At 42.9% G+C, this 23477-nt stretch carries 10 protein-coding genes; 7 read left to right on the top strand and 3 right to left on the bottom strand.

Going from position 1 to position 23477, the window contains the following annotated elements; all coding sequences use genetic code 11:
- Window positions 1-12 precede the first annotated feature (12 nt).
- The 3 genes from IGJ01_RS10885 to IGJ01_RS10875 all read left to right on the top strand — a co-directional run bounded on the left by IGJ01_RS10885 (window position 13) and on the right by IGJ01_RS10875 (window position 3332).
- On the top strand, window positions 13-1449 hold the full coding sequence (locus tag IGJ01_RS10885; RefSeq protein WP_005234993.1) for a flippase: 1437 nt from the start codon (window positions 13-15) through the stop codon (window positions 1447-1449).
- A gap of 6 nt (window positions 1450-1455) precedes the next feature.
- A complete protein-coding gene (locus IGJ01_RS10880) occupies window positions 1456-2091 on the top strand; it encodes a CatB-related O-acetyltransferase (RefSeq protein ID WP_196044668.1) in 636 nt (211 codons plus the stop codon).
- 74 nt (window positions 2092-2165) lie between these two features.
- On the top strand, window positions 2166-3332 hold the full coding sequence (locus IGJ01_RS10875; protein ID WP_430601072.1) for a nucleotide sugar dehydrogenase: 1167 nt from the start codon (window positions 2166-2168) through the stop codon (window positions 3330-3332).
- Between the two features lie 112 nt (window positions 3333-3444).
- Here IGJ01_RS10875 and IGJ01_RS10870 read toward each other — a convergent pair whose 3' ends face one another.
- Complete coding sequence (locus tag IGJ01_RS10870; protein WP_244732074.1) at window positions 3445-4059, bottom strand: helix-turn-helix domain-containing protein; 615 nt, start codon at window positions 4057-4059, stop codon at window positions 3445-3447.
- Window positions 4060-4692: 633 nt separating this feature from the next.
- Here IGJ01_RS10870 and IGJ01_RS10865 point away from each other — a divergent pair.
- Window positions 4693-7824 carry a MucBP domain-containing protein gene (locus IGJ01_RS10865; protein ID WP_430601071.1) on the top strand — a complete coding sequence of 1044 codons (3132 nt, stop codon included), beginning with the start codon at window positions 4693-4695 and terminating at the stop codon, window positions 7822-7824.
- A gap of 82 nt (window positions 7825-7906) precedes the next feature.
- Here the strand turns inward: IGJ01_RS10865 and IGJ01_RS10860 are convergent, their stop codons facing one another.
- Window positions 7907-8578 (bottom strand): CPBP family intramembrane glutamic endopeptidase, encoded by a 672-nt coding sequence (locus IGJ01_RS10860; RefSeq protein ID WP_430601070.1) that lies wholly within the window; start codon window positions 8576-8578, stop codon window positions 7907-7909.
- A 234-nt stretch (window positions 8579-8812) separates the two neighbouring features.
- On the opposite strand from IGJ01_RS10860, the gene IGJ01_RS10855 reads away from it, so the two are divergent.
- A complete protein-coding gene (locus tag IGJ01_RS10855; protein WP_430601069.1) occupies window positions 8813-10375 on the top strand; it encodes a polysaccharide deacetylase family protein in 1563 nt (520 codons plus the stop codon).
- Window positions 10376-10446: 71 nt separating this feature from the next.
- Here IGJ01_RS10855 and IGJ01_RS10850 read toward each other — a convergent pair whose 3' ends face one another.
- Window positions 10447-11331, bottom strand: a complete 885-nt coding sequence (locus IGJ01_RS10850; RefSeq protein WP_016620542.1) for a helix-turn-helix domain-containing protein — start codon at window positions 11329-11331, stop codon at window positions 10447-10449.
- Between the two features lie 1153 nt (window positions 11332-12484).
- Here IGJ01_RS10850 and IGJ01_RS10845 point away from each other — a divergent pair.
- Together IGJ01_RS10845 and IGJ01_RS10840 are read left to right on the top strand one after the other, a co-directional pair.
- Window positions 12485-21895: an Ig-like domain-containing protein gene (locus IGJ01_RS10845; protein WP_430601068.1), complete on the top strand. Its 9411-nt coding sequence runs from the start codon at window positions 12485-12487 to the stop codon at window positions 21893-21895.
- Between the two features lie 102 nt (window positions 21896-21997).
- The gene (locus tag IGJ01_RS10840) at window positions 21998-23467 is read left to right on the top strand and encodes an adhesive domain-containing protein (RefSeq protein WP_429960663.1); all 1470 of its coding nucleotides are present in this window, start codon (window positions 21998-22000) and stop codon (window positions 23465-23467) included.
- Window positions 23468-23477: the final 10 nt, after the last annotated feature.

Here is a 23477-nt window from a genome sequence, read left to right as displayed (position 1 = left end):
GGAGTAATATTTATGAATAAAGTTTCATTGAGGCAGAATGCATTGTATAGTACTTTAAGAACTGCTTTAAATGTAATATTTCCGCTGTTAACATATCCATATATAACTAGAGTATTATCTGTAGAAAATATAGGACGGATCGATTTCAGCAAATCAATTGTAGCTTATTTCCTATTAATTGCAGGTTTTGGAATTGCACAGTATGGAGTTAGAGAAGGTAGTAGATATAGAGATGACAAAACTAAATTTTTAAAATTTTGCAATGAAATTTTTAGTATTAATATACTATTTTCTATCATATCGTATATCCTTTTAGGTATCTTAATATTTCAAAGTGATTTTTTGTCAAGCTATACCATTATAATCGCTATTTTTAGTGTAAATATAATAGGGACGACTCTTTCTGTAGAATGGGTGTATACTGTTTTAGAAGATTTCAGGTATATTACTATAAGAACAGCGCTAGTACAAGTTATTTCCTTAATTCTTCTATTTGTTTTTGTTAAATCAGAAAAAGATTATTTAACATATGCATTAATTACAGTTTTTTCATTTAGCGGAACCAGTATAATAAATTTTTTGCACGTTAGAAAATTCGTTAAATTAAGACTAGTATTGAAAATAGAATTTAAAAATCACTTTACTGGATTATTTATATTCTTTGTAAATTCTATTGCAAGCATAATATATTTGAATTCCGATATTACATTGCTGGGATTAATTACAACGAGTTATTATGTGGGTTTATATAGCGTTGCAACAAAAGTATATACAATCTTTAAACAAGTTGCTAATTCTGTTCTCTTGGTTTCTACACCTAGATTGTCTAATTATGCTGCTAAAAATAACTTTGATTTATATTCTAATTTATGTATTAAGATGTTTAATTTTGTAATCATCTCAATCATTCCATTAGGTACGTTATTAATAGTATTAAGTAAGCCTATTATCAATATTTTAGCTGGTACTTCTTTTGAAAGAAGCGCTATATCGTTATCTATTTTAAGTTTAGCTAGCGTTTTTAGTTTACTATCTTCTTTCTATGTTTATGCGATTTTATTGCCATTCAAAAAAGAAAAATTAATTCTTTACAGTACGATTTCAAGTGCATTACTAAACATAATTTTAAACCTTATACTAATTCCATACTTTCAAGAAATTGGCGCGGCGATATCAACTTTATTTGCTGAGATATCCGTAATGGTATTAGCTGTCAGGTTTTCAAAAAATATTTCACCAAAACTTTTAAATATTAAAATCATGATAACATCAATATTAGGAAGTATTGTAATCTTTATCACAGGCTATATTGTGGGTAATGTAGTAACAAACCAATTTATGTTAATCATTTTGACTTCAGTAATGTCTTTGGGGATATACTTGATTATTTTAGATAAAATGAAAATAATTCGTATTCAAGATCTAATTCTAAGCAAATTTAGGAGATGAAATATTATGATAAAAAAGCTACATAATATTTTGAAAGTTTATTTATTAAATAAAAAGTGGAGAAGAGCAAATCAGCATAATTTTACAACAATTAAAACTTTTTTTCCCTTGGAAATATTACAAGTTGGCAAATATACTTACGGCAACCTTAATGTCATCTATTTTGGTGAAGAAAACTCTGGACTTGCTATTGGCAATTATTGTTCAATAGCAAATGATACTAAATTTTTATTAGGAGGAGAACACAATTTTAATTATATATCGACATATCCTTTTAAAAGTAAAGTGTTACAGCAAAATAAAACGGTTGAATCTTTCTCTAAAGGGAAAATAATTGTAGAAGATGATGTTTGGATAGGATCCAATGTTTTGATTTTATCTGGTGTCACTATCGGGAAAGGAAGCGTTATTGGAGCGGGAAGTGTGGTACGTAAATCCGTTCCGGAATACTCTATATATGTTGATAGCAAAGTTATCAAAAAAAGATTTAACGAAGATATTATTAATGAATTGAGAGATATAAATTGGGATGGAATTGACAAAGAACTTATTAGAGAATATAGTGATATTTTTTATAATGATATGCAAATTGAAACTAACTTGGAAGTACTAAAAACTCTTAAAAGACTTTCTCTAGAATAATTTGTTAAGAAAGAATCTAATAATCTTCAATCTGTTAAAGTATCTCACAAATTTACGCATGGGCGGTATGTAAAATGAAAATCTCTGTTTTTGGTCTAGGTTATGTCGGTCTAGCAAACGCATTACTATTGTCTCAAAACATAAATGTAAAAGCATATGACATTGTAGAAAAGAAGATTGATCTCTTACGTCAATCAATATCACCTTTAGAAGACAAAGAAATACACGAATTTTTGAAACGTGACGACTTGAATATTGAGTTCACGCAGGATTTTGAAGACGCTGTAAACTTTGCAGATTATCTAATTATTGCTACACCAACTGATTATGATGAAGTGAAGAACTATTTTAATACATCTACAGTTGAAGATGTTATAGAAAAAGCATTGGCGATACGCCCAGATGCAACCTTCATAATTAAATCGACTGTACCAGTTGGATATACGTTAGATGTAAAGGCAAGATTTAATACTGAGAATATTATCTTTTCTCCTGAATTTTTGAGAGAAGGCAAAGCTTTATATGACAATTTGTATCCTTCCAGAATTGTTGTAGGTGAGGTTTCTGATCGGGGAAAAGAAATTGCTGCTATGTTCAAAGATAGCTGTATTAAAGAAGAAGTGCCGGTTTTACTCACTCATTCTACTGAAGCAGAGGCAATAAAACTTTTTTCAAATACGTATCTTGCCTTAAGAGTAGCGTATTTCAATGAGTTAGACACTTATGCAGAGTCACGTGGTTTAGATAGTAGACAAATAATTGAAGGTGTAGGATTAGATCCACGTATAGGCTCACATTATAATAATCCTTCTTTTGGTTATGGTGGATATTGCTTACCGAAGGATACAAAGCAGTTAAGAGCAAACTATGAAGATGTCCCTAGTAATATTATTGGTGCTATTGTAGAAGCGAATACTACCCGAAAGGATTTTATTGCTGATCAAATTATTGCAAAAAAACCTAAAGTGGTTGGTATCTATCGTCTGACTATGAAGGCAAACTCAGATAATTTCAGATACTCTTCCATCCAGGGAATTATGAAACGTATTAAAGCAAAAGGTATAGAAGTTGTTGTCTATGAACCAACTTTAGATGCAGCTGAATTTTATCATTCAAGAGTAATAAAAGATTTTGATGAATTTAAAGATTTGTCTGATGTAATAGTTACCAATCGTTTTGAAGAAATTTTGAAGGATGTTGAGAATAAGGTATATACAAGAGATATCTTTGGAGACAACTAACTTCGTTTTGTTGAATAAAATTATTATGCTTAAATCCTAATGCAGTTGAGAACAATCAAATCAATTATTTTTATCAACTGCATTCTTGATTTTAAATTTGAAATTGGAGTCCTTACATCTCAAACTTCCGCCAATCAAATAAATAAATCACCCCAATTGCTTTAAACGTTAAATAGATAAAATGACCATAATTATGGCCAATCAGATGTAACGCATCAGCGGAAGCTCCTTTATTCGACCAAAGAGTAAAACCTAATATAATGGCTAAGATCAACAGACCTTTTCCTAATGCAAAGACAATTGTTTTTGCAGGAAGGGGTCTTTTTTTTGTGAGGAAAAAACCGAATAAAAGGACAAAGTTAACTAGTAACAAAAAATGTGCAGCAGCTGTCCATAGGGTCATTGTTCCTGTAGGTGTTAAGAAGTCGGTGAAAACGCAAGCGAGGACTGCAGTCAAATTGAGCAAGTATAGAGGAAGGCGGAAGGTTGGTTTCTTCTCCTCACTCATTCTTTCTGGTTCTTCTGCTAATTGTTCTGGTTTTAGCAGTGTCTCTAAATCGATTTGATAGAGATCACTTAATTTGATCAATGTATCGATGTCTGGGGTACTTCGATTGTTTTCCCAATTTGAGATCGTTTGTCTGGTAACAAATAATTTTTCGGAAACTTCTTGTTGGGTGAGTCCTAATTTCAAGCGACTCTCTTTTATTTTTTCAGCTATAGTCATTTCAATGCTCCTTCTGACATATCCTATCATAAAGCGGTTCAAAGAAACAATTGTAAAGCTCGATTTAACGAAGAAATGCACAAGTGTATTTCTTCGTTTTCAAAAAATGAAAATAAAATGAGTTTAGCTAGAATTTCGCATTGGGTATTCACGACAGCTCGATTGTTTTTAGTGATTTTTTCTTTTAAATAATACCTAATTCAATTATGCTGAGTTGGAAATTTGAAAAAATATCTCTTTTGAAGATTAGGAGGTATTTTTATATGAGTCATTTAAAAAAGAAAGGAAATCTTTGGTGAAAATAGTGTCCTGTTTTAGGAAAACGGAAATCGTTGATAAAACAAGGATGCAAAGAATCTTTGCGCTGATTTGCACTGGATTTGCTTGAAGGGAAGGGTACTTGAATTATAAAATTCTGAAGAGGTGATGTAGTGCAATGATAAATGAATCAGGTATACACAAGATAAAGGGCATTTCATGAGTCCGCATAAAAATTTCAGCTAGGAGTGGAGCATACGATAAATAAAAAATGTTTTTAAATTAAAATTTAATAAATTATAATGATTTTCAGGTGTGAAAAAAGCTTGAATAAAAAAGTATAAATTTTGAAAAAGAAGGTTAAGGTGAAAGTTTGTGAAAAAGAAATTTAAACATATTATGTCTTTAATAATCCTATTAAGTGCTGCGGTGGTAACACCAGCATTTCAGGTAATGGCGGAAAGCGAAGGTTTTTCAGATCCCCAACAGTTGGAGCAAGACGAAAAGATAGCTACACCATCTAATGATACAAATGATTCAACGGAAGCAGATAATGCTGCGATGACATCAATGACCTCATCGAGTGTGGATGCTAAAAACGAGCAAACGCAAGTCAACAGTGATAATGAAAAAAATATTTCTGAATCAGATATTAAAGAAGATTCTGCTGTAAGCACTGTAGATAAGGTCCCCTCATCTGTTAATGCTTCAGCTGCAAGAGTTGTCAATGGGCAACTGACGGTTCAAGTGTTAGATGGTAATTCAAACCAACCGATCCAAGGAGCTTATTTCACATTGACCTCCTCGACATCTGGTGAAGTGACATTGTTAGTCACGGACAGTTCAGGAAAGGTTACAATTCAACTTCCTTCAGGTGGCTATTTTATTAAGCAAGTTGGTACCACGAATCAAAGACAAAACTATGCATTCACGTCGGTTGGAAATTCCATCACCTTGCAGCCTGGGGAAACGAAAACACTTGAACTCTACGAGCGTTTAATTACGGGTGAGTATGCTTTTGGAAACAGTCCCGATACGATTCATATTCCTGTAAACAGTACGTTTGATTTCTCAACCAAAGCATTAGGCATTGAGGCGTTTAAACTAAATTTTAGCGGCAATATAGAAAAAAGCATTTCTGACTCGCAAATCTATCCTTACTACACCAATGTTGACCCAAGCAATCCAGGTTCCTATGTAGCAATTTTTATGGCTCGACAAACCTCCTATAGCGTGAATACCACACATGTGGTCAATGTCATTGTCGATCCGGAGCAAATTGGAGAGGTAAATGTCCGATACCTTGATGGTCAAGGGCAAGAAATCCATGAGATGCAGACCTTGACCGGTAAGATTGGTGAACCATATGATGTCAGCAACGAAGAATATAAGTTAACAATTGATGGCTACACGTTAGATGAAACTAAGTTACCAGAAAACAGTAAAGGTATCTTGGGAGAAACAGCACAGACGGTCACCTATGTGTATACAAAAAATCCCGTACCAGCAGCAGATGTAACAGTCGAGTACGTAGATACAGAAGGCAAAGAAGTTCATCCTTCTCAAACGATCAGTGGAAATGTAGGGGACCCATACGATGCTAGCACAGAACAATATCAATTAAAAATCGAAGGCTACACTTTAGACGAAACTAAACTACCAGAAAATGGTATCGGTGTATTTGGCGAAACGGTGCAAACAGTCACTTATGTGTATACAAAAAATCCCGTACCAGCAGCAGATATCACGGTCGAATATATAGATACCGAAGGCAACGAAATCCACGCTTCTCAGACGATTAGCGGTATTGTGGGCAATCCATACGATGCCAGTACAGAGAACTATCAATTAACGATCGACGGCTATACACTGGATGAAAGCCAACTGCCAGAAAATACCACAGGAGTATTTGGTGAAACGGTGCAAACAGTCACTTATGTGTATACAAAAAATCCCGTACCAGCAGCAGATGTAACGATTGAGTATGTGGATACAGAAGGCAAAGAAATACACGCTAGCCAAACGATTAGCGGTAATGTAGGTGAATCATACGATGCCAGCGTAGAAAAATATCAATTAAAAATCGAAGGCTACACTTTAGACGAAACTAAGCTACCAGAAAATGGTATCGGTGTATTCAGCGATACGGCCCAAACTGTTACCTACATTTACATAAAAAATCCGATACCAGCAGCGGATATAACAGTAAAATACGTTGATACAGAGGGCAATGAAATTCATGACTCCCGAACCATTTGCGGAAGTATAGGTGATTCATACGATGCCAGCACACATCAATATAAAGTAACGATCGAAGGCTATACTCTAGATGAAACCCAGTTGCCAGAAAATAGTAAAGGTATTTTTAGCGAAACCGCGGAAACAGTTGCGTATATCTATATAAAAAATCCGGTACCAGCAGCTGATGTCACAGTGGAGTACGTGGATACAGAAGGCAAAGAAGTTCACACTACTAATAAAATTAGTGGGAATGTTGGTGATTCATATGATGCCAGCTCAGAACAATACCAAGTAAAAATTGATGGCTACACCTTAGACGAAAGCCGATTACCAGAAAACCTTAAAGGTGTGTTTAGCGAAACAGCACAAACAGTCACATACATCTACACAAAAAATTCTGTACCAGCAGCGGATATAACGGTCGAGTATGTGGACACCGAAGGCAAAGAAATTCACTCTTCACAAAGGATCAGTGGAAACGTAGGCGAATCTTATGATGCTAGTACAGAAGAATATCAACTAACAATCGAAGGCTACACCTTAGATCAAAGTCAATTACCAGAAAATAGTAAAGGTTTGTTTAGCGAAACAGCACAAACTGTCACATACATCTTCACAAAAAATTCTGTACCCGCAGCGGATATAACAGTCGAGTATGTGGACACAGAAGGCAAAGAAATTCACCCTCCACAAAGGATCAGTGGAAACGTAGGCGACTCTTATGATGCCAGCACAGAAAAATATCAAGTAAAAATCGAAGGCTACATCTTAGACGAAAGCCAATTTCCAGAAAACCTTAAAGGTGTGTTTGAAGAAATAGCACAAACAGTCATCTACATCTACAAAAAAAATCCGATACCAGCAGCGGATATAACAGTGGAGTATATGGACACAGAAGGCAAAGAAATTCACCCTCCACAAAGGATCAGTGGAAACGTAGGCGACTCTTATGATGCCAGCACAGAAAAATATCAACTAGCAATCGAAGGCCACACGTTAGACGGAAGTCAGCTGCCGCAAAATGCCAAAGGCACATTCGGTAAGCAGGAGGCAACTGTGACGTATGTTTATACAAAAGAAAACGTAGCAACAGTGGATAGTTCTGATAAAAAAGAAAAAGACCCAACAGCGACTGTTACTTCGAAAAAAAGCACTTCTGCGCAAAGATTGCCGCAAACCGATGAGCAGGGGACGTTGTTCCCATTTGTAGTTGGTTTGTGCTTCGTCGCCACAGCAAGCTGGCTTTATTTCAGAAAGCAAAAATAGCGATCAAGTAAGTCATTGGGGAAAGGCGTTACTGACTATCAAAAAAGGACAGCTACGATTCAGCTGTCCTTTTTTTGATTATTTAACGAAAGAATGAAATAAAACCGAGTCCATCATAAAGAAAATGGCAGATCCAGCTGACCCAAACACTGTTGGATTTTTTCCAGACGTAGTTGAGTGCCAATCTTGCGGGCATCAAGGTGATCAATAATTGTGCTGGATGAAAACCGTACGCTGGGATATGCCACAAAGCGAACAGCACACTGCAAATGATGGAAGACCAGAGGAAAGAGAATCCTTTTTTCTGTAAAGCTAACAAGAGATTGGTACTAAGCAACTCTTCTCCCATCAACATGAAGGGTACTTGTAAAAAGACCATTTGGACAGTGATGGTTTCGCCGATCGAGTTAGTTGTTGGTTGTCCCAAAATAGCGGCATAAATAAAGGAAAAGAACACGCCAGTCAAAATGACGAAAGGCACACCCCATAATAAAACGATGAAACGAAAATGTTTGAATTGTTCCAAAAAGGTCCTTCGTAAGAGAAAGTACCCTGCACCAAATGCCAAAATCACATTCCATACAGTACCAATGATGGATAAAACGGAATCGCTTAGGGGTGTATAGGGAAGCATTTGATAGGTTAAACCGATGACTAATGTAAGAATAAATAAATACGTTGCTGACTTGTGTTTCATTTTGAACACATCCTTTAAAGTAATTGCCACACGCTGAATTATAAACAGAAAAAACATCAAAGTACAAAAAGATATCTCTCATTATTTTTAAACGAAAATAAAACGGAGTGAATACGATATCATGGCTGATAGGCTTGCTTTTATTAGTATCAGAATAAAAGATTTCTTAGAACAATTCTCAAAAATGGTGAACAAAAAGAGAAGTTTATAAGAATCTCTGTAACACTGTTGAAATATTATTACGCTTATGTTACATTTTGTTTACGTTATTATGTTTTAGGGAGAATGTTTATGAAGAAATCAAGCAATTATTCAAATAATTCACAACATAAAGAAGCGACGTCTGAAAAACAAGCACCTTTTTCCAGGGTCGAATCACATCAAAAGCAAACAACGGGAACGGCAAGACGCACGCAAATCAACGATCGTCAAGTTTCTAAAAAGAAGCCAACCCATCGTAAGTATCTCTTTTCATTGATGACGCTTCTGACAATCGTCATTATCGCCACTGGCGGCTATATCGCCTTTACGTTGAAGCAGCAAGAAGCCTTGGCACGGGAAAAATATGAGGCTGCTGCTGAAAAGTTATTGGCATCGATCCAAGAAGAACAAGTTAAAGAGGGAATCCCAGCAAAACTCGAAACATTGTCTAATGGAGACAAGAAAGAATTGATTTTCCGACCAAAAGAAGAAAGTACGATTCCTGTCAAAGATGCAAGCAAGAAATTGTCGACCATGGCGAACAAATTATGCAAAAAACACACCGACAAAGAGACAGTCACTGTTGCTCGGATTGAAGCACAAGCGGTCGCATCGAAAGTGTCAACCTATTCTTTAAAAGCGGACAGCTATGTTTGGAATCGGGAAACTGGTCGCTTTGAAGATGCGGATAGCTTGGTTGCCGATCCAATTTTTATTTCCGAGAAAACCGGCAATGAATTATCCTTGAAAGACTTGGTTCCAGACGAGGGCAGCTTGCTAGGGATCCAGCAAGTCATTCAGCAAAAGATTTTAGACCAAGCCAAGGAACCTGATAAAGTCATTGATGCGGTCTTGGCGATGGATCGAATCACCTATGAGTCGAAATTTACGTATGATCCTGAAAAATTAACGATCCAGTTGCCCCAAAATCAAACTGGCGTATCTGAGATCACGTTGGCGTACAAAGAGATTGCACCGTTTATTGATCCGGAACTTGTTAATACGGATCAATTGAAAGAGCAACAATCGACATTGGACCAAAACAAAAAATATGTTGCACTGACTTTCGATGATGGCCCTAACGACACAACCACATTAGATCTTTTGAAGATTTTAAAGGACAACGATGTCAAAGCAACGTTTTTTGAATTAGGACAAATGGTGGATCGGTATCCTGAAGTATCGAGAAAAGTCCATGAGGAAGGGCATGAAATTGCCAGTCACTCCTATTCACATCCGCAATTAAATACGTTGTCGCCGGAGGATGTCAAAGCTGAAATAACTAAGACCGACAAAGCAATCTATCAGGCAACAGGAGTCTTACCTAAGAATTTGCGCCCGCCGTATGGGGCGATCGATCAACAGAGCGCCCAAGCGGCAGGAAAATCGATCATTCAATGGAGTGTTGATACCGAGGATTGGAAGCTAAAAGATCCGAACAAAATTTTGAAGGTCGTACAAAATAATGTCTACGATGGTTCAATAATTCTGCTCCATGATATTCATCCGAAATCCGTTCAAGCCGTACCTGGTATTATTCAAACGCTGAAAGCGCAAGGCTATGAATTTGTGACGGTGGATCAGTTGCTCAATGGCAAACAAAAACCAATGTATCAATACTTTGGTGCCACAGATGAACGCAGTGTTAGCTAATAGCTCAAAAAGGAAGTGATGGCAATCATCGCTTCCTTTTTTCAAAAACGAACGCTGCAGTTGCCGCTTTATCACTCGGAGGAGGCAAATGCTCGGAGATAATCTTCATCCAATAGTAAAGCAAAATCATCGGCAAGGGCTTCTTGATCCAGTTCTCGCATAATAGCCAACATCTTTTGTGTGATCGTTTCACCAGCTTTTTGATCGCCGGTTCTTATGAGCAACACGCCTTGGAAAAACTTGCAGACGGTTTGGTGGAAAAATTCTTTGTAGTCTGTCGCTAAAAGTTTCAATTGGACAACGAGAACTTCCGTCGCATCGTACTGCTGGTGTTTTAGCGTATATTCAATCAAATTGATCAGCAAGGCGCAGTAGATTTCACGACCTTTTTCCATATCGATGTAGTACTCGAGCATCTTGGATACTTTTTTGAAAAAGAGGAAATTATGGTCGTTGTCCAAAAGATCGATGGTGTTGCCAAATAGTTGGATTTCTTGTAACGTCCAGCTCTCAACATCAATGAGGTAAGAAGTGATCGTTTGGCGATCGCATTCTAAAACAGCACTTTGTCGATAGACCCCATGTTCTGCCAAGCATTGTAGCATGCGAATTCGCGAGCGAACCTCTGCAATACGGATATTGTTCAGTCTACTAGTGGTTTGTTGTAGTTCTTGTAACAGTTTTTGTAAATTTGGCAGATCGTGTTTGTTTGAATATTGATTATACCGATGATTATAGCTGTTTTGCTCATCCAAGCGATAGCCATTCGCGATATAGAGAAATTCATCGATATCCATTGAAAGATTTTCTAAAATTTGCAACAGCAAGTTGGCAGCAATTTGATGCTTGCCTTTTTCGAACTCGATGGCATAAGACTTTGAAATAATCGTGCCATAGACTTCTTTTTGGGTGAAGCCTTTTTTCAATCGGATTTGTCTGATCGTTTCGCCATACATAAGAAAGCCTCCGCTCTCGTTGAATTAATGAGATCTTGTATCCCCATTATAGTAAAGTAAAGCCAATAGAGGAATCTAAAAGGTCTTTTATTTCAGACTTTCCTTGATTTGGTGGAAGAAATCGTTCAGTAATCTTTGTGATAGAGGATCCTCAGAGGGGGATCGTAGAAAAGCGTGAGAACATTCGGTTCTCACGCTTTTTTTAGACAAAACTGAGGCAGATCAATAGAAAAATCATTACTAGCCAATGCATCGTTTGTTGCTCCTTAAGTCGTATTAGAAGAAGCCAATTGGGCAGCGGTGTTTCCTTCTTACCAACAAGTATAACCGCTTCGAGTAGAATGAACGCTTACGTCCGAAATGTAGGACCAAATAACTAGGTGAGGATGAAAAGCAGCGAAGAGCAACTGAAGAAATAATCGTTCATAATAGTGCAACGTTGATTTTGATAGAATAGTTTCATTCTTTTTTCACAGAACTTTCTGCGAGCGTTTCGATTCCTTTTTTTCGTTAGCAAGAGTTATTTTAGGTGATATCGTGAAAAAACGTCTAAATTATTTTTGTTTTTTTATTTGCGGAGGTAAAAAACGAGGTTAAAATCATGAAAAAACACAATCATCATTTTTCTCTATCCAGATGTATAAACATGCAATTGAAATCGTATTCATTATATTGATTAAACATAAAAAAAAGAAAGGTTAACTGACGAAAAAAGGCAATATTTTATCATTATACATTTGTTTATAAGATAAATATAAATAATTTCTGCTTGTTTATAAAATAAACCTTTTGTGTTTTGAAAGGTAAAATTCAGTGTTTTTTTAATTATTTATCGTGTTTATAATTTGTTGGAAATAAATAAATTTGCTAGAATTTTGGTACACAGTGTGTTCGTTTAGTTATTTTATTTTTTAGTTTCACAAGAGTGAGCTAATGTGCTTCTAAACTATTTGAACAAAAATCACTGGGTTTTTCAGAAAGCATGCGAAAAAATCTTCGCTTTGCGATCGGTTACTTTTTGTTTTCTCTCTATGCCTTTAGGTGTTGGGTTGAAATAGATTTTCATCTGGTTTTAAAGGGGGAAAGAAGGATTCCAGAGATCATCAGTTTTATCTTTTGTCGGTTAAATTTTTTTCGAACAGGAGGAGAATGAATGAAAGGCATTAATTATAAAAAGCTCATGGATTCAAAGAAAAACACACGCGTTCGAACAAAGAAAAATATTATTGCGAATTTAACTGTCAGTGGAATGTTGTTGACAAGTACGGTGGTTGTGCCAGCAAGTTTGTTATGGGCACCAACGACGGTTGAAGCTGCTTTGGTTTCAGCTGAACTTTTCTCAGATATCACAGCGTCTAATAACTCAGGCACGAGTGCGTCTGCACCTTATGCAACTCCTGGTGCAACGAACCAAGTCAATTTCTCGATTTCTGGATCGAATGCAGTAACGGTTGATGTCTTGAATGGGGATAAAGTCGCGGTTGTTGGGGTTCCTCAAGGCCTTACTGGTTTGGTTCAACCGGCAGGGAATGCATCGATTTCCACCAATGTGATACTCCAACTGGGGAATTTCCCAGCCTTGCAAACATTGATCGGTACAGTCACACCAGCAGTCAATACCTTGATCAGCACGGTGGATGGAATCGTCAATCAAAATTTAGCTGATGCACTTGATATTCCGCCAACAATCGTTGGCGGCTTGCCAAATCCGTTGTATACGGCGGCTTCAATCGTGGATGTTAGCCAAGTGATATCCGTCAACTTAGATGAAATCACTACCCAGTTAGACTTATTAAATCAACTTGGACAATTTGGCCAAGCGAATTTTGAAATTCCAGCTGGACTAACCGATAACGAACGTGCCCTGATTGCCAATGTGGATGATGGTTTATTTATCGTTATCAATCAACGCATCAATCAAATTCTCGATAATTTACAAGCAGCCCAGATTCAAGTCAGTATTTTGGATGGTGCAAGTGGGATTCCAGGCATCGGTACCTTGATCGGTCAAATCAATACGTTGGTACAAAGTACCGTTAATACAGCTAAAGCCACTTTAAACGCAACGGTTGAAACAGCACAAACAGTCTTCAATGCAACGACAGATTTAGCAGATCAAATCGCTTCTGCATCTGTTTTAGGTCAAACCAATGTGGTCATTCCAACGAATGTCACCAGTCCGACCTATGCACAATTGGTTGAAAACGGCGTGGCGAATCCATCTAATCCTTACGAAGCCCGCTTCGAAGGAACGATGTCTCAACTTGATTTGATCACCATTGATTTATTTACGGATGCTGACGGCAATAACTCGATTTGGTTTGCGCCAGATACACCAGAAGATCAAACCGATACACCAACAATCAATCCATTGACAGCAGGGGAAACGACGATCAGCGGAACAGCTGAGCCAGGCGCAGCCATCACATTGGCGATCAACGGCGGTGCACCTATTACAACAACCGCAGATGGTGACGGCAATTGGACGGCAGATGTCCCTGAATTGGTGGAAGGCGATACAGTCACAGCAGTAGCGGAAGCTGATGGGGAATCGGCGAGTGAGCCTGCAACGGCAACGGTAGCAGCACCAGTGGTTAATGCACCAACGGCTTCGATTACAGGAAATAGTACCGATGGGTACCCTGTGACGGGGACAGCCGCAGCAAATGCAGCCATTGAAATCACCAATGCCGAAGGTGAAGTCGTTGGCTCTGGTACGGCAAATGAGAACGGCAACTACAGTATCACGTTGAACCCAGCAGATGTAGCAGAAAATGAAAACTTGAATGTTGCCGCAATCGTCACTGCCGGTGGGCAAACTTACCGTAGTGGTAATACGCCAATCGTCGTTCCAGCAGACGATGCGGAGCAACAAACGGGAACACCAACGATTCAACCGGTGACTGCCGGGGATACAAGCGTCAGCGGAACTGCTGAGCCTGGTGCCTCGATTACTGTGACCGTCAACGGTGCAGATCCGATCGTGACGGAAGCCGATGAAGAGGGCAATTGGCGTGTTGATGTGGACGAAGTGTCAGAGGGCGATACGGTTTCAGCTATCGCCGAACTAGCAGGACAAACGCCAAGCCAACCGGCTAGCACCACCGTGTCCGCCTTAACAGTCAACGCACCAACGGCTTCGATCACAGGAAATAGTCAAGAGGGCTATCCAGTGACTGGAACCGCAGCACCAAATGCGGCCATTGAGATCACCAATGCGGATGGCGAAATTGTCGGAACAGGTACCGCCAATGAGAATGGTATTTATACAGTCACGTTAGATCCAGCGGATGTTGACGCGGAAGAAACCCTGAATGTGACAGCGGTTGTGACCGCTGGCGGCGAAACCTATCGAAGTAACCCAACACCTGTTGTGGTGCCTGCAGATATCCTGCAGACGGAAACACCAACGATCGATCCAGTCAGTGCTGGAGATACGACCGTTAGTGGGACAGCGGAACCGGGGGCAACGGTAACGATCACGCTTCCTGAAGGCGATCCAATCACGGCTGAAGCCGATGATGAAGGCAACTGGGAAGCAACGGTTCCTGAATTATCAGAAGGCGATTCCGTGACCGTCGTAGCTGAGTCTGAAGGCAAAGATCCGAGTGCCCCAATCACCGTGAGTGTAAACGGTTTAACCGTGGCGGCACCAACGGCTACGATCACCGGAAATAGCACAGATGGGTATCCAGTAACGGGAACAGCGATTGCCAATGCAGCAATTGAAATTTTGAATGAAGCAGGAGAGGTCGTTGGTAGCGGAACAGCTGATGAGGATGGTAACTTCACGATCACCCTTGATCCTCAAGAGGTGACAGCTGGCGACAACTTACGAGTGGAAGCGATCGTGACGGCTGGTGGTGAAGATTATCGCAGTACAGGCACACCGCTTGTAGTTCCTGCAGATGATGAAGAAAATTTAACTGAAACACCAACAATCGACCCAGTAACAGCTGGGGATACGACCGTCAGCGGAACGGCTGAACCAGGGGCAACTGTGACGATTACGCTGCCTGAAGGCGATCCGATCACGGCAGAAGCCGATGACGAAGGCAATTGGGAAGCGACGGTACCAGAATTAACGGAAGGTGATACGGTAACAGTCGTTGCCGAAGTAGAAGGCAAAGAGCCAAGTGCACCGATTACCGTGACCGTTGATGGTGTGACTGTCAGTGCACCGAGCGCTTCCATCACAGGCAATAGTACGGATGGCTATCCGGTCAGTGGAACAACCACGCCGAATGCGGCCATTGAGATTTTGAATGAGGCAGGAGATGTCGTTGGTAGCACGACGGCGGATGACGCGGGTGCTTATACCGTGACCTTAGATCCAGCCGATGTGGCGCCAGAAGAAGCCTTGCAGGTGGTGGCAGTTGTGACAGCGGGCGGTCAAGACTACCGCAGTAATGCCACGCCAATCACGGTACCAGCAGACATTGAACAAACAGAGACACCAACGATCGATCCGGTCACAGCAGGTGATACCACGATTAGCGGAACGGCAGAACCAGGTTCGACGGTTACTGTTACGATCACCGGTCAAGAACCAGTAACGGCTGAAACGGATGACGAAGGAAACTGGCTTGCGGAAGTGCCAGCAGTCTCTGGTGGCGATACAGTCACAGTCGTTGCGGAAGCCGAAGGCAAAGAGCCAAGCGCGCCAGTCAGCGTTGGAGTCAATGGAGTCACCGTTGCAGCACCAACAGCGATCATCAGCGGCAATAGTACCGATGGCTATCCAATCACGGGGACTGCTCCAGCGAACGCAGCGATTGAAGTGTTGAATGAGTCAGGCGATGTGATCGTTACTGGGACAGCCGATGGGGATGGAAACTATACGGTAACCATCGCACCATCCGATGCAGCACCAGAAGAAACCTTGTCTGTCGTTGCGATTGTTACAGCAGGCGGAGATCAGTACCGCAGTCCTGCCACACCGGTGACGGTACCAGCAGATGAGCTTGAACAAACAGCATCACCAACCATTGACCCAATCAATGCCGGGGATACGACGATCAGTGGGACCGCAGAACCAGGCGCTACGGTGACGGTAACGATCCCAGGTGAAGAACCTGTTACTGGTGAAGCCGATGACGAGGGGAACTGGACAGTTGAAGTTCCTGAAGTTTCTGAAGGAGAAACCGTCACAGTGGTCGCACAAGCACCAGACAAAGACCCAAGTGCACCGATCAGTGTTGGAGTCAATGGGTTGACGATCGCTACACCAACCGCGACGATCAGCGGCAATAGTACCGCAGGTTATCCAGTAACGGGAACGGCACCAGCCAATGCAGCCATCGAAATCTTGAATGCCGATGACGAGGTCATAGGTACTGGCACCGCCAATGACGAAGGCCAATATACGATCACGTTAACGAGTAATGACGCGTCTCCAGCTGAAGCCTTACGGGTGGTGGCGGTAGTCACAGCCGGTGGTCAAGAGTACCGCAGTGCGGCTGCACCAATCACAGTACCTTTGGATCAAACTGCAGTCCCAACGATTGAATCGGTGACAGCCGGCGACACGACCATCAGTGGTACGGCTGAACCTGGTGCGACAGTCTCGGTCACGATTGGTGACGCAGAGCCAGTCACTGCCGAAGCGGATGACGAAGGCAATTGGACGGCAACTGTGCCCGAGGTTTCTCAAGGAGAAATTGTTTCTGTGGTAGCGACCCTTGATGGGGAAACACCAAGTGATGCAGCTACGGTCGTCGTAAATCCACTCACTGTGGCGACACCGACAGCAGCGATCAGCGGCAATAGTTCGGATGGGTATCCAGTAACCGGAACGGCCACGCCAAATGCAGCGATTGAGATCTTAAATGCAGCCGGTGAGGTTGTTGGTAGCGGTGAAGCAAATGAGGAAGGTGCTTACAGCATCACATTGAGCAGCGACGATGTTGATCCTTCAGAAGCACTTCAGGTGGTGGCAGTGGTAACAGCTGGCGGCGATGAGTACCGCAGTACGCCGCTCTCCATCGTGGTACCAGCAGACCAAACGACCACCCCAACGATCGATCCAGTGCAAGCAGGTGATACATCCGTCGGAGGAACTGCCGAACCTGGTTCAACGGTGACGGTAACGATTCCTGGAGAAGATCCAGTGACTGCCGAAACGGATGAGGAAGGCAATTGGACAGTCACCGTACCAGAACTTTCAGAAGGCGACACGGTCACAGTGGTTGCTGAAGCTGAAGGCAAAGACCCAAGTGCACCAATCAGTGTTGGTGTCGGTGCCTTGAACGTGGCTGCACCAACCGCAACGATCACGGGCAACAGTACTGACGGCTATCCAGTCACAGGAACAGCACCAGCCAACGCAACCATTGAAATCTTAAATGCTGCCAATGAAGTGGTAGGCAGTGGTACTGCCAATGGAGACGGTGAGTATACGATCACCTTGACAGAAGGTGTTTCACCAGCAGAAACCTTGCGAGTGGTGGCTATCGTATCAGCCGGCGGTCAAGACTATCGCAGTCCGGCAACTACTATCGTGGTGCCAGAAGATAACGCAGAAGACCAAACAGCGGCACCGACTGTCGCACCAGTGATTGCTGGGGCTACAACCGTTAGCGGAACGGCTGAACCTGGGGCAGATGTAACGGTTGAACTACCAAACGGCGATACTGTTACAGTGGCAGCGAATGACGAAGGTGAGTGGACGGCAACTGTGCCGACGGTTTCTCTGGATGATGTCTTGACAGTTACTGCCTTGGCAGACGGCAAAACAGAAAGTTTACCAGTAACAGTGACGGTGCAAGGGCTGATCGTGGCAGCACCAACGGCAACGATTTCTGGCAATAGTGCAGATGGCTATCCAGTAACTGGTACAGCACCAGCTAATGCGTCAATCGAAATCTTAAATGCTGATGATCAAGTGATTGGCACAGGGACGGCCAATGAGAATGGTGTTTACACCGTTACCTTGACCAGTGAAGAGGCATCAGCAGGAGAAACGGTCCGTGTCATTGCCATCGTTTCAGCAGGTGGGGATGACTTCCGTAGTCAACCAACGGCTGTCGTGGTACCTGCGGATCAAACGGCGACACCAACGATCAATCCAGCAGTTGCCGGCGCAACAGAAATCAGCGGGACAGCCGAACCAGGAGCAATAGTCAACGTGACGGTCGGTGAGCAAGACCCAATCTCAGCCGAAGTTGACGAAGAGGGCAATTGGCAAGTTGATGTGCCAGAGCTTTCCGAAGGGACGACTGTTACGGCAGTAGCAGAAGTAGAAAATGAAACACCAAGTACACCAGCAACGATCACAGTCGGTGCATTAACGGTGGCGGCTCCTAGTGCGTCCATCAGTGGCAATGCAGCCGAAGGTTATCCAGTGACCGGAACAGGACCAGTGAATGCGACCATCGAAATCTTGAACGAAGCTGGCGAGACAGTTGGAACGGGTACGACCAATGATGCAGGGCTTTACACGATCGATTTGACCAGTGAAAATGTCTCTCCTGAAGAAAACTTGACGGTAGTTGCGGTGGTCACAGCTGGTGGTACAGATTATCGTAGTCCAGCGACACCAATCATGGTGCCAGCTGAACCGGGTGAAAATCAAACAACGGCACCAACGGTTGATCCAATCAAAGCAGGCGATGAAACAGTTAGCGGAACGGCAGAACCAGGCTCAACTGTGACTGTGACACTACCTGACGGCACAGAAGAAACCGCCGAAACAGATGATGAGGGCAACTGGAGTGTCGATGTGCCTGAATTGTCTGAAGGGGATACCATCACAGTCGTCGCAGACAGTGACGGCAAAGACCCAAGTGATCCAATCACTGTCATCGTTGAAGGAGTGACTGTCGCAGCACCAACAGCTTCCATCAGCGGCAACAGCACGGATGGCTACCCAGTGACTGGTACAGCACCAGCCAATGCAGCGATCGAGATCTTGAACGCAGACAATGAAGTCGTTGGAACAGGCACTGCCGATGGAGACGGCAACTATACAGTGGACTTAACTGCTGAAACTGTCAATCCAGAAGAAACCTTAAATGTCGTTGCCATCGTAACAGCTGGTGGGAAAGAGTATCGCAGTAATCCAACAGCGGTCATCGTACCAGCAGATACGGTAGTGGATCAGACAGCTGCACCAACGATTAATCCAATCACGGCAGGAGATACCAGCATCAGTGGGACCGCAGAACCAGGTTCAACCGTGACGATCACTGTACCAGATGCGGAACCAATCACGGCTGAAACGGATGACGAAGGCAATTGGACAGCAGAAGTACCAGAAGTTTCTGAAGGCGATGCAGTCACTGTTGTGGCTCAATCACCTGACAAAGAGCCAAGCGCTCCAGTAACAGTTGGTGTGGGGGCGTTGACGGTCACTGCTCCTAGTGCAACCATCACAGGCAATAGCACGGATGGCTATCCAGTAAGTGGAACGGCACCAGCCAATGCCACCATACAAATCTTGAATAGCGATGGACAAATCGTCGGTTCAGGAACCGCAGACGCGGAAGGAAACTACAGTATCACTCTTGAACCAACAGCTGTTGCACCAGCGGAAAGCCTAACAGTCGTCGCAGTTCTGACAGCTGGCGGCAAAGAATACCGCAGTAATGCGACACCAATCGTGGTACCTTTGGATCAAGAAGAGCAACAAACTGCAACACCAACGATCGATCCAGTCAAAGCTGGCGATACGACGATCAGCGGGACTGCCGAACCAGGTTCGACGGTGACGGTAACGATTGGTGAAAATGAACCGATCACAACTGAAACGGACGAAGAGGGCAATTGGACAGTCGAGGTACCTGAAGTTGCGGAGGGTGATACCGTCACTGTTGTGGCACAATCCCCTGAAAAAGACCCTAGTGCACCAATCACAGTGAGTGTGGATGGCATCACGGTTTCAGCACCGACCGCTTCCATCACTGGCAATCCAGAGGATGGTTATCCAGTGACGGGGATGGCAGCACCAAATGCGGCGATTGAAATCGTGAATGAAGCGGGGGATGTCGTTGGATCAGGCAATACCGATGAAAATGGCAACTACACCATCACGCTCTCTGGTGAAGATGTTTCTCCTGAAGAATCATTGAACGTCGTTGCGATCATTACAGCCGGTGGCAAAGACTACCGAAGTAATGCGACACCAATCGTCGTGCCCGTTGAGAATACGATCGATCAAACCGCCACACCAATCATCGAACCAGTCACAGCTGGTGACACGACCATCACTGGTACTGCTGTACCGGGAGCGATGGTCACCGTGACGGTAACGGGAGAAGAAGCGGTTGAAACCGAAGCAGATGAAGCAGGAAATTGGTCAGTGGAAGTTGCAGAAGTTTCTCGAGATGAAATCGTAACAGCAGTGGCGCAAAGTGAAGGAGAAACCACCAGTGAACCAGCAACGACCGTTGTTAATGGCATCACGGTCAACGCACCTTCCGCGTCCATTACGGGTAATTCCCAAGAAGGCTATCCAGTAACCGGAAACGGGCCTGCCAATGCAGCAATCGAAATTCTTAATGAAGCGGGTGTTGTCGTAGGAACAGGCACGACCGATGAAAATGGTGACTATACGATCACATTGACTAGTGAGGATGTCGCACCAGAAGAAAACTTATCGGTTGTGGCGATCGTTACTGCTGGTGGGGATGACTACCGCAGTAATGCGACGCCAATCGTCGTACCTGTCGATGATGAAAATATCAAGACAGATACACCAACCATTGACCCAGTCACGGCTGGTGATACAACGATCAGCGGAACGAGTGAGCCGGGTGCTACGATCACCGTTACCATCAGTGATCCGTTAACAAGCAGATTCCTAACCATCTTTGCGGCTGAAAGACCGATCACAACGATCGCCGATCAAAATGGCGACTGGCGTGTTGAGTTATCCGCGGAAGCGACGGAAGGTGAAACCGTTACGGTTCTTGCCTTAGCCGAAGGCGAAACCTTAAGTGATCCGACGACGACCGTAGTCGGTGCCTTGACGGTTGACGCACCGGTTGCCACGATCACTGGCAATCCTACCGATGGCTATCCAGTCTTCGGGAATGGGTCAGCCAATGCGACGATCGAAATCTTGAATGAAGCGGGTGACGTTGTCGGAACTGGAACGACCAATGGGAATGGTGCCTTCAGCATCACATTAGACCCAGAGGATGTTTCACCAGAAGAAACCCTTAACGTTGTGGCTATCGTTACAGCAGGTGGCAGAGAATACCGCAGTGCAGCAACACCAATCGTGGTACCAACGGGTGACAATGGTACGGATGGTACCGACGGCACGGACGGTAGCAATGGCACTGACGGTAGCAATGGCACTGACGGTAGCAATGGCACGGACGGTACCAATGGAACGAATGGTACCGACGGAAGCAACGGCGCTTGGGGTAACTGGGGCAGTTGGGGGAACAACAATGGCAACGGTAGCAATAACAACCAAAGCTGGTGGGGAAGTAAGTACCTACCGAAAACGGGATCTGAAGGAACTTGGTATGCTTCACTGATTGGGGCAGCAGTCTTCGTTGTAGGAGGAATTGGTTTGTTCTTCAAAGCAAGAAAGAAAAAAGACCAACAAAAATAGCATGACTTTACCAGCGGAGTGGACATCCTCCGCTGGTATCTCTAGTGAACAATAGTTTTGAAGCAATGATCATCGTTTCGTAAAGAAAGGGTTAGAAATGGTATGAAAAGCAGAAGGAGGGAAAAACGTCTTTACAAATGGACGATCGGCCAATTAATTCTCTTTTTGACCAGCATCAGTTTCGTCAATTTGTATCTTTTAACAACGACAATAAAAGCCGAAGCAGCAGTGAATGTTTTAGATGTGGAGATTTTAAGCAATTTAACGAGTGCCAATACAAGTGGCACCTCAGTAAGCGTTCCATGGCCAGGCAGCGTGACAAATCGACCAGTGACTTTTTCTATTAAAGGCAACGGCGGGTTGAACGCTTCTGTCAATGTCAGTGGGGAAGATAAATTTGCTTTATTAGCGATCCCAGCAGAATTGAGAACTAGCATTAGTGCCAATGGATCAGCATCGATCAAGACGTCGACCACAGTCAATATTGCCAATGTCCCACTTTTGAATGCGATCTTAACAGCGCTTGATTCCTTGACCAGTTCACTAAATCTCAACCTTGGGATTGTTCAAATCGATTTGACAGCGATCAATCAGCAGATTTCTTTACTAAAGACTGTCGGAAATATTGGGAATGTTGAATTTACCAGTCCGTTGCAGTTTACGACCCAGAAAGAAGCTTTATATGCCAATATGAGTTCGAACCTTGGTGTCGTCTTAGGAACCAATGTCCCGCAAATTCTACGGAATTTAAGTACCGCGATTCAAAATACCCAGATCCGAGTGATCGGCATCGATATTGGCGGCGTCGTGCGCGCATTGCTGCAAGGGTTGCTCAATACTCTACTTAGCACCGTGAACTCAGCATTGAATAATTTGACAACTGTCCAAGAACAGCTGGCGGATGCAGCTGTTTTAGGAGCAACGGATGTTCAAATTCCGACGTTACTTTCAGGTCCGGGTCAGTTGACTGCAAATTGGACTGCTAATTTTTCCGCTTCTGTTTTGAAAGCAAAGCCGACGGACATCAATCTCTTGAACTTTAGTGCGCTAAATATCAGCAGTCGCCAAACCATGATTTATTTCATGGTCGAAGCACTGACGATGGATCGGACGAATCTACCGACTCAGCTGAATTTTGGCCGACATGCCATTCAAACGAAAAAGAGTGAGACGTGGCGGGCAACCGCCAACGGCGATCAAAGCTCAGCTGCTACAACTGGGATTTTACGGATCAATGATACCCGCAATCGGCAGAAAAAATGGCAAGTCAAGGTCAGACAATCCACCAATTGGGTCAATGGTACACGCACATTGCCAGCCGCCGAATTAAGGGTTCAGCTTGGCACTGTCAATTCGACCTTTACGGATGGTCGAGTTGTTTTACCTGATAATGCAACGATTGCCCTGCAGCAAAATGTCGAAAAAAATGTGGTGACGTTGGAAAATGCGGCATCGACTGGTGGACTGACCGTTAACTTCTCACAGTTCAATTTATTTGTACCTGAGAAAACACCTAAATTTCAAGGTCAGTATCGCGCCACAGTCGTGTGGACCGTTTCCGATACACCTTGAAAAGGAAGAG

It is taken from the genome of Enterococcus sp. AZ089 (genome assembly GCF_050547225.1).
Taxonomy (GTDB): domain Bacteria; phylum Bacillota; class Bacilli; order Lactobacillales; family Enterococcaceae; genus Enterococcus_D; species Enterococcus_D entomosocium.
Note: the sequence above shows the minus strand (reverse complement) of the source record. Positions and strands in the feature narration are given on the sequence as shown.

What these genes read in the sequence shown, in the direction of transcription:
- IGJ01_RS10885 (WP_005234993.1), top strand. Translation starts at nt 13, where the DNA reads ATGAATAAAGTTTCATTGAGGCAGAATGCATTGTATAGTACTTTAAGA.
- IGJ01_RS10880 (WP_196044668.1), top strand. Translation starts at nt 1,456, where the DNA reads ATGATAAAAAAGCTACATAATATTTTGAAAGTTTATTTATTAAATAAA.
- IGJ01_RS10875 (WP_430601072.1), top strand. Translation starts at nt 2,166, where the DNA reads ATGAAAATCTCTGTTTTTGGTCTAGGTTATGTCGGTCTAGCAAACGCA.
- IGJ01_RS10870 (WP_244732074.1), bottom strand. Translation starts at nt 4,059, where the DNA reads ATGACTATAGCTGAAAAAATAAAAGAGAGTCGCTTGAAATTAGGACTC.
- IGJ01_RS10860 (WP_430601070.1), bottom strand. Translation starts at nt 8,578, where the DNA reads ATGTTTTTTCTGTTTATAATTCAGCGTGTGGCAATTACTTTAAAGGAT.
- IGJ01_RS10855 (WP_430601069.1), top strand. Translation starts at nt 8,813, where the DNA reads ATGAAGAAATCAAGCAATTATTCAAATAATTCACAACATAAAGAAGCG.
- IGJ01_RS10850 (WP_016620542.1), bottom strand. Translation starts at nt 11,331, where the DNA reads ATGTATGGCGAAACGATCAGACAAATCCGATTGAAAAAAGGCTTCACC.
- IGJ01_RS10845 (WP_430601068.1), top strand. Translation starts at nt 12,485, where the DNA reads ATGAAAGGCATTAATTATAAAAAGCTCATGGATTCAAAGAAAAACACA.
- IGJ01_RS10840 (WP_429960663.1), top strand. Translation starts at nt 21,998, where the DNA reads ATGAAAAGCAGAAGGAGGGAAAAACGTCTTTACAAATGGACGATCGGC.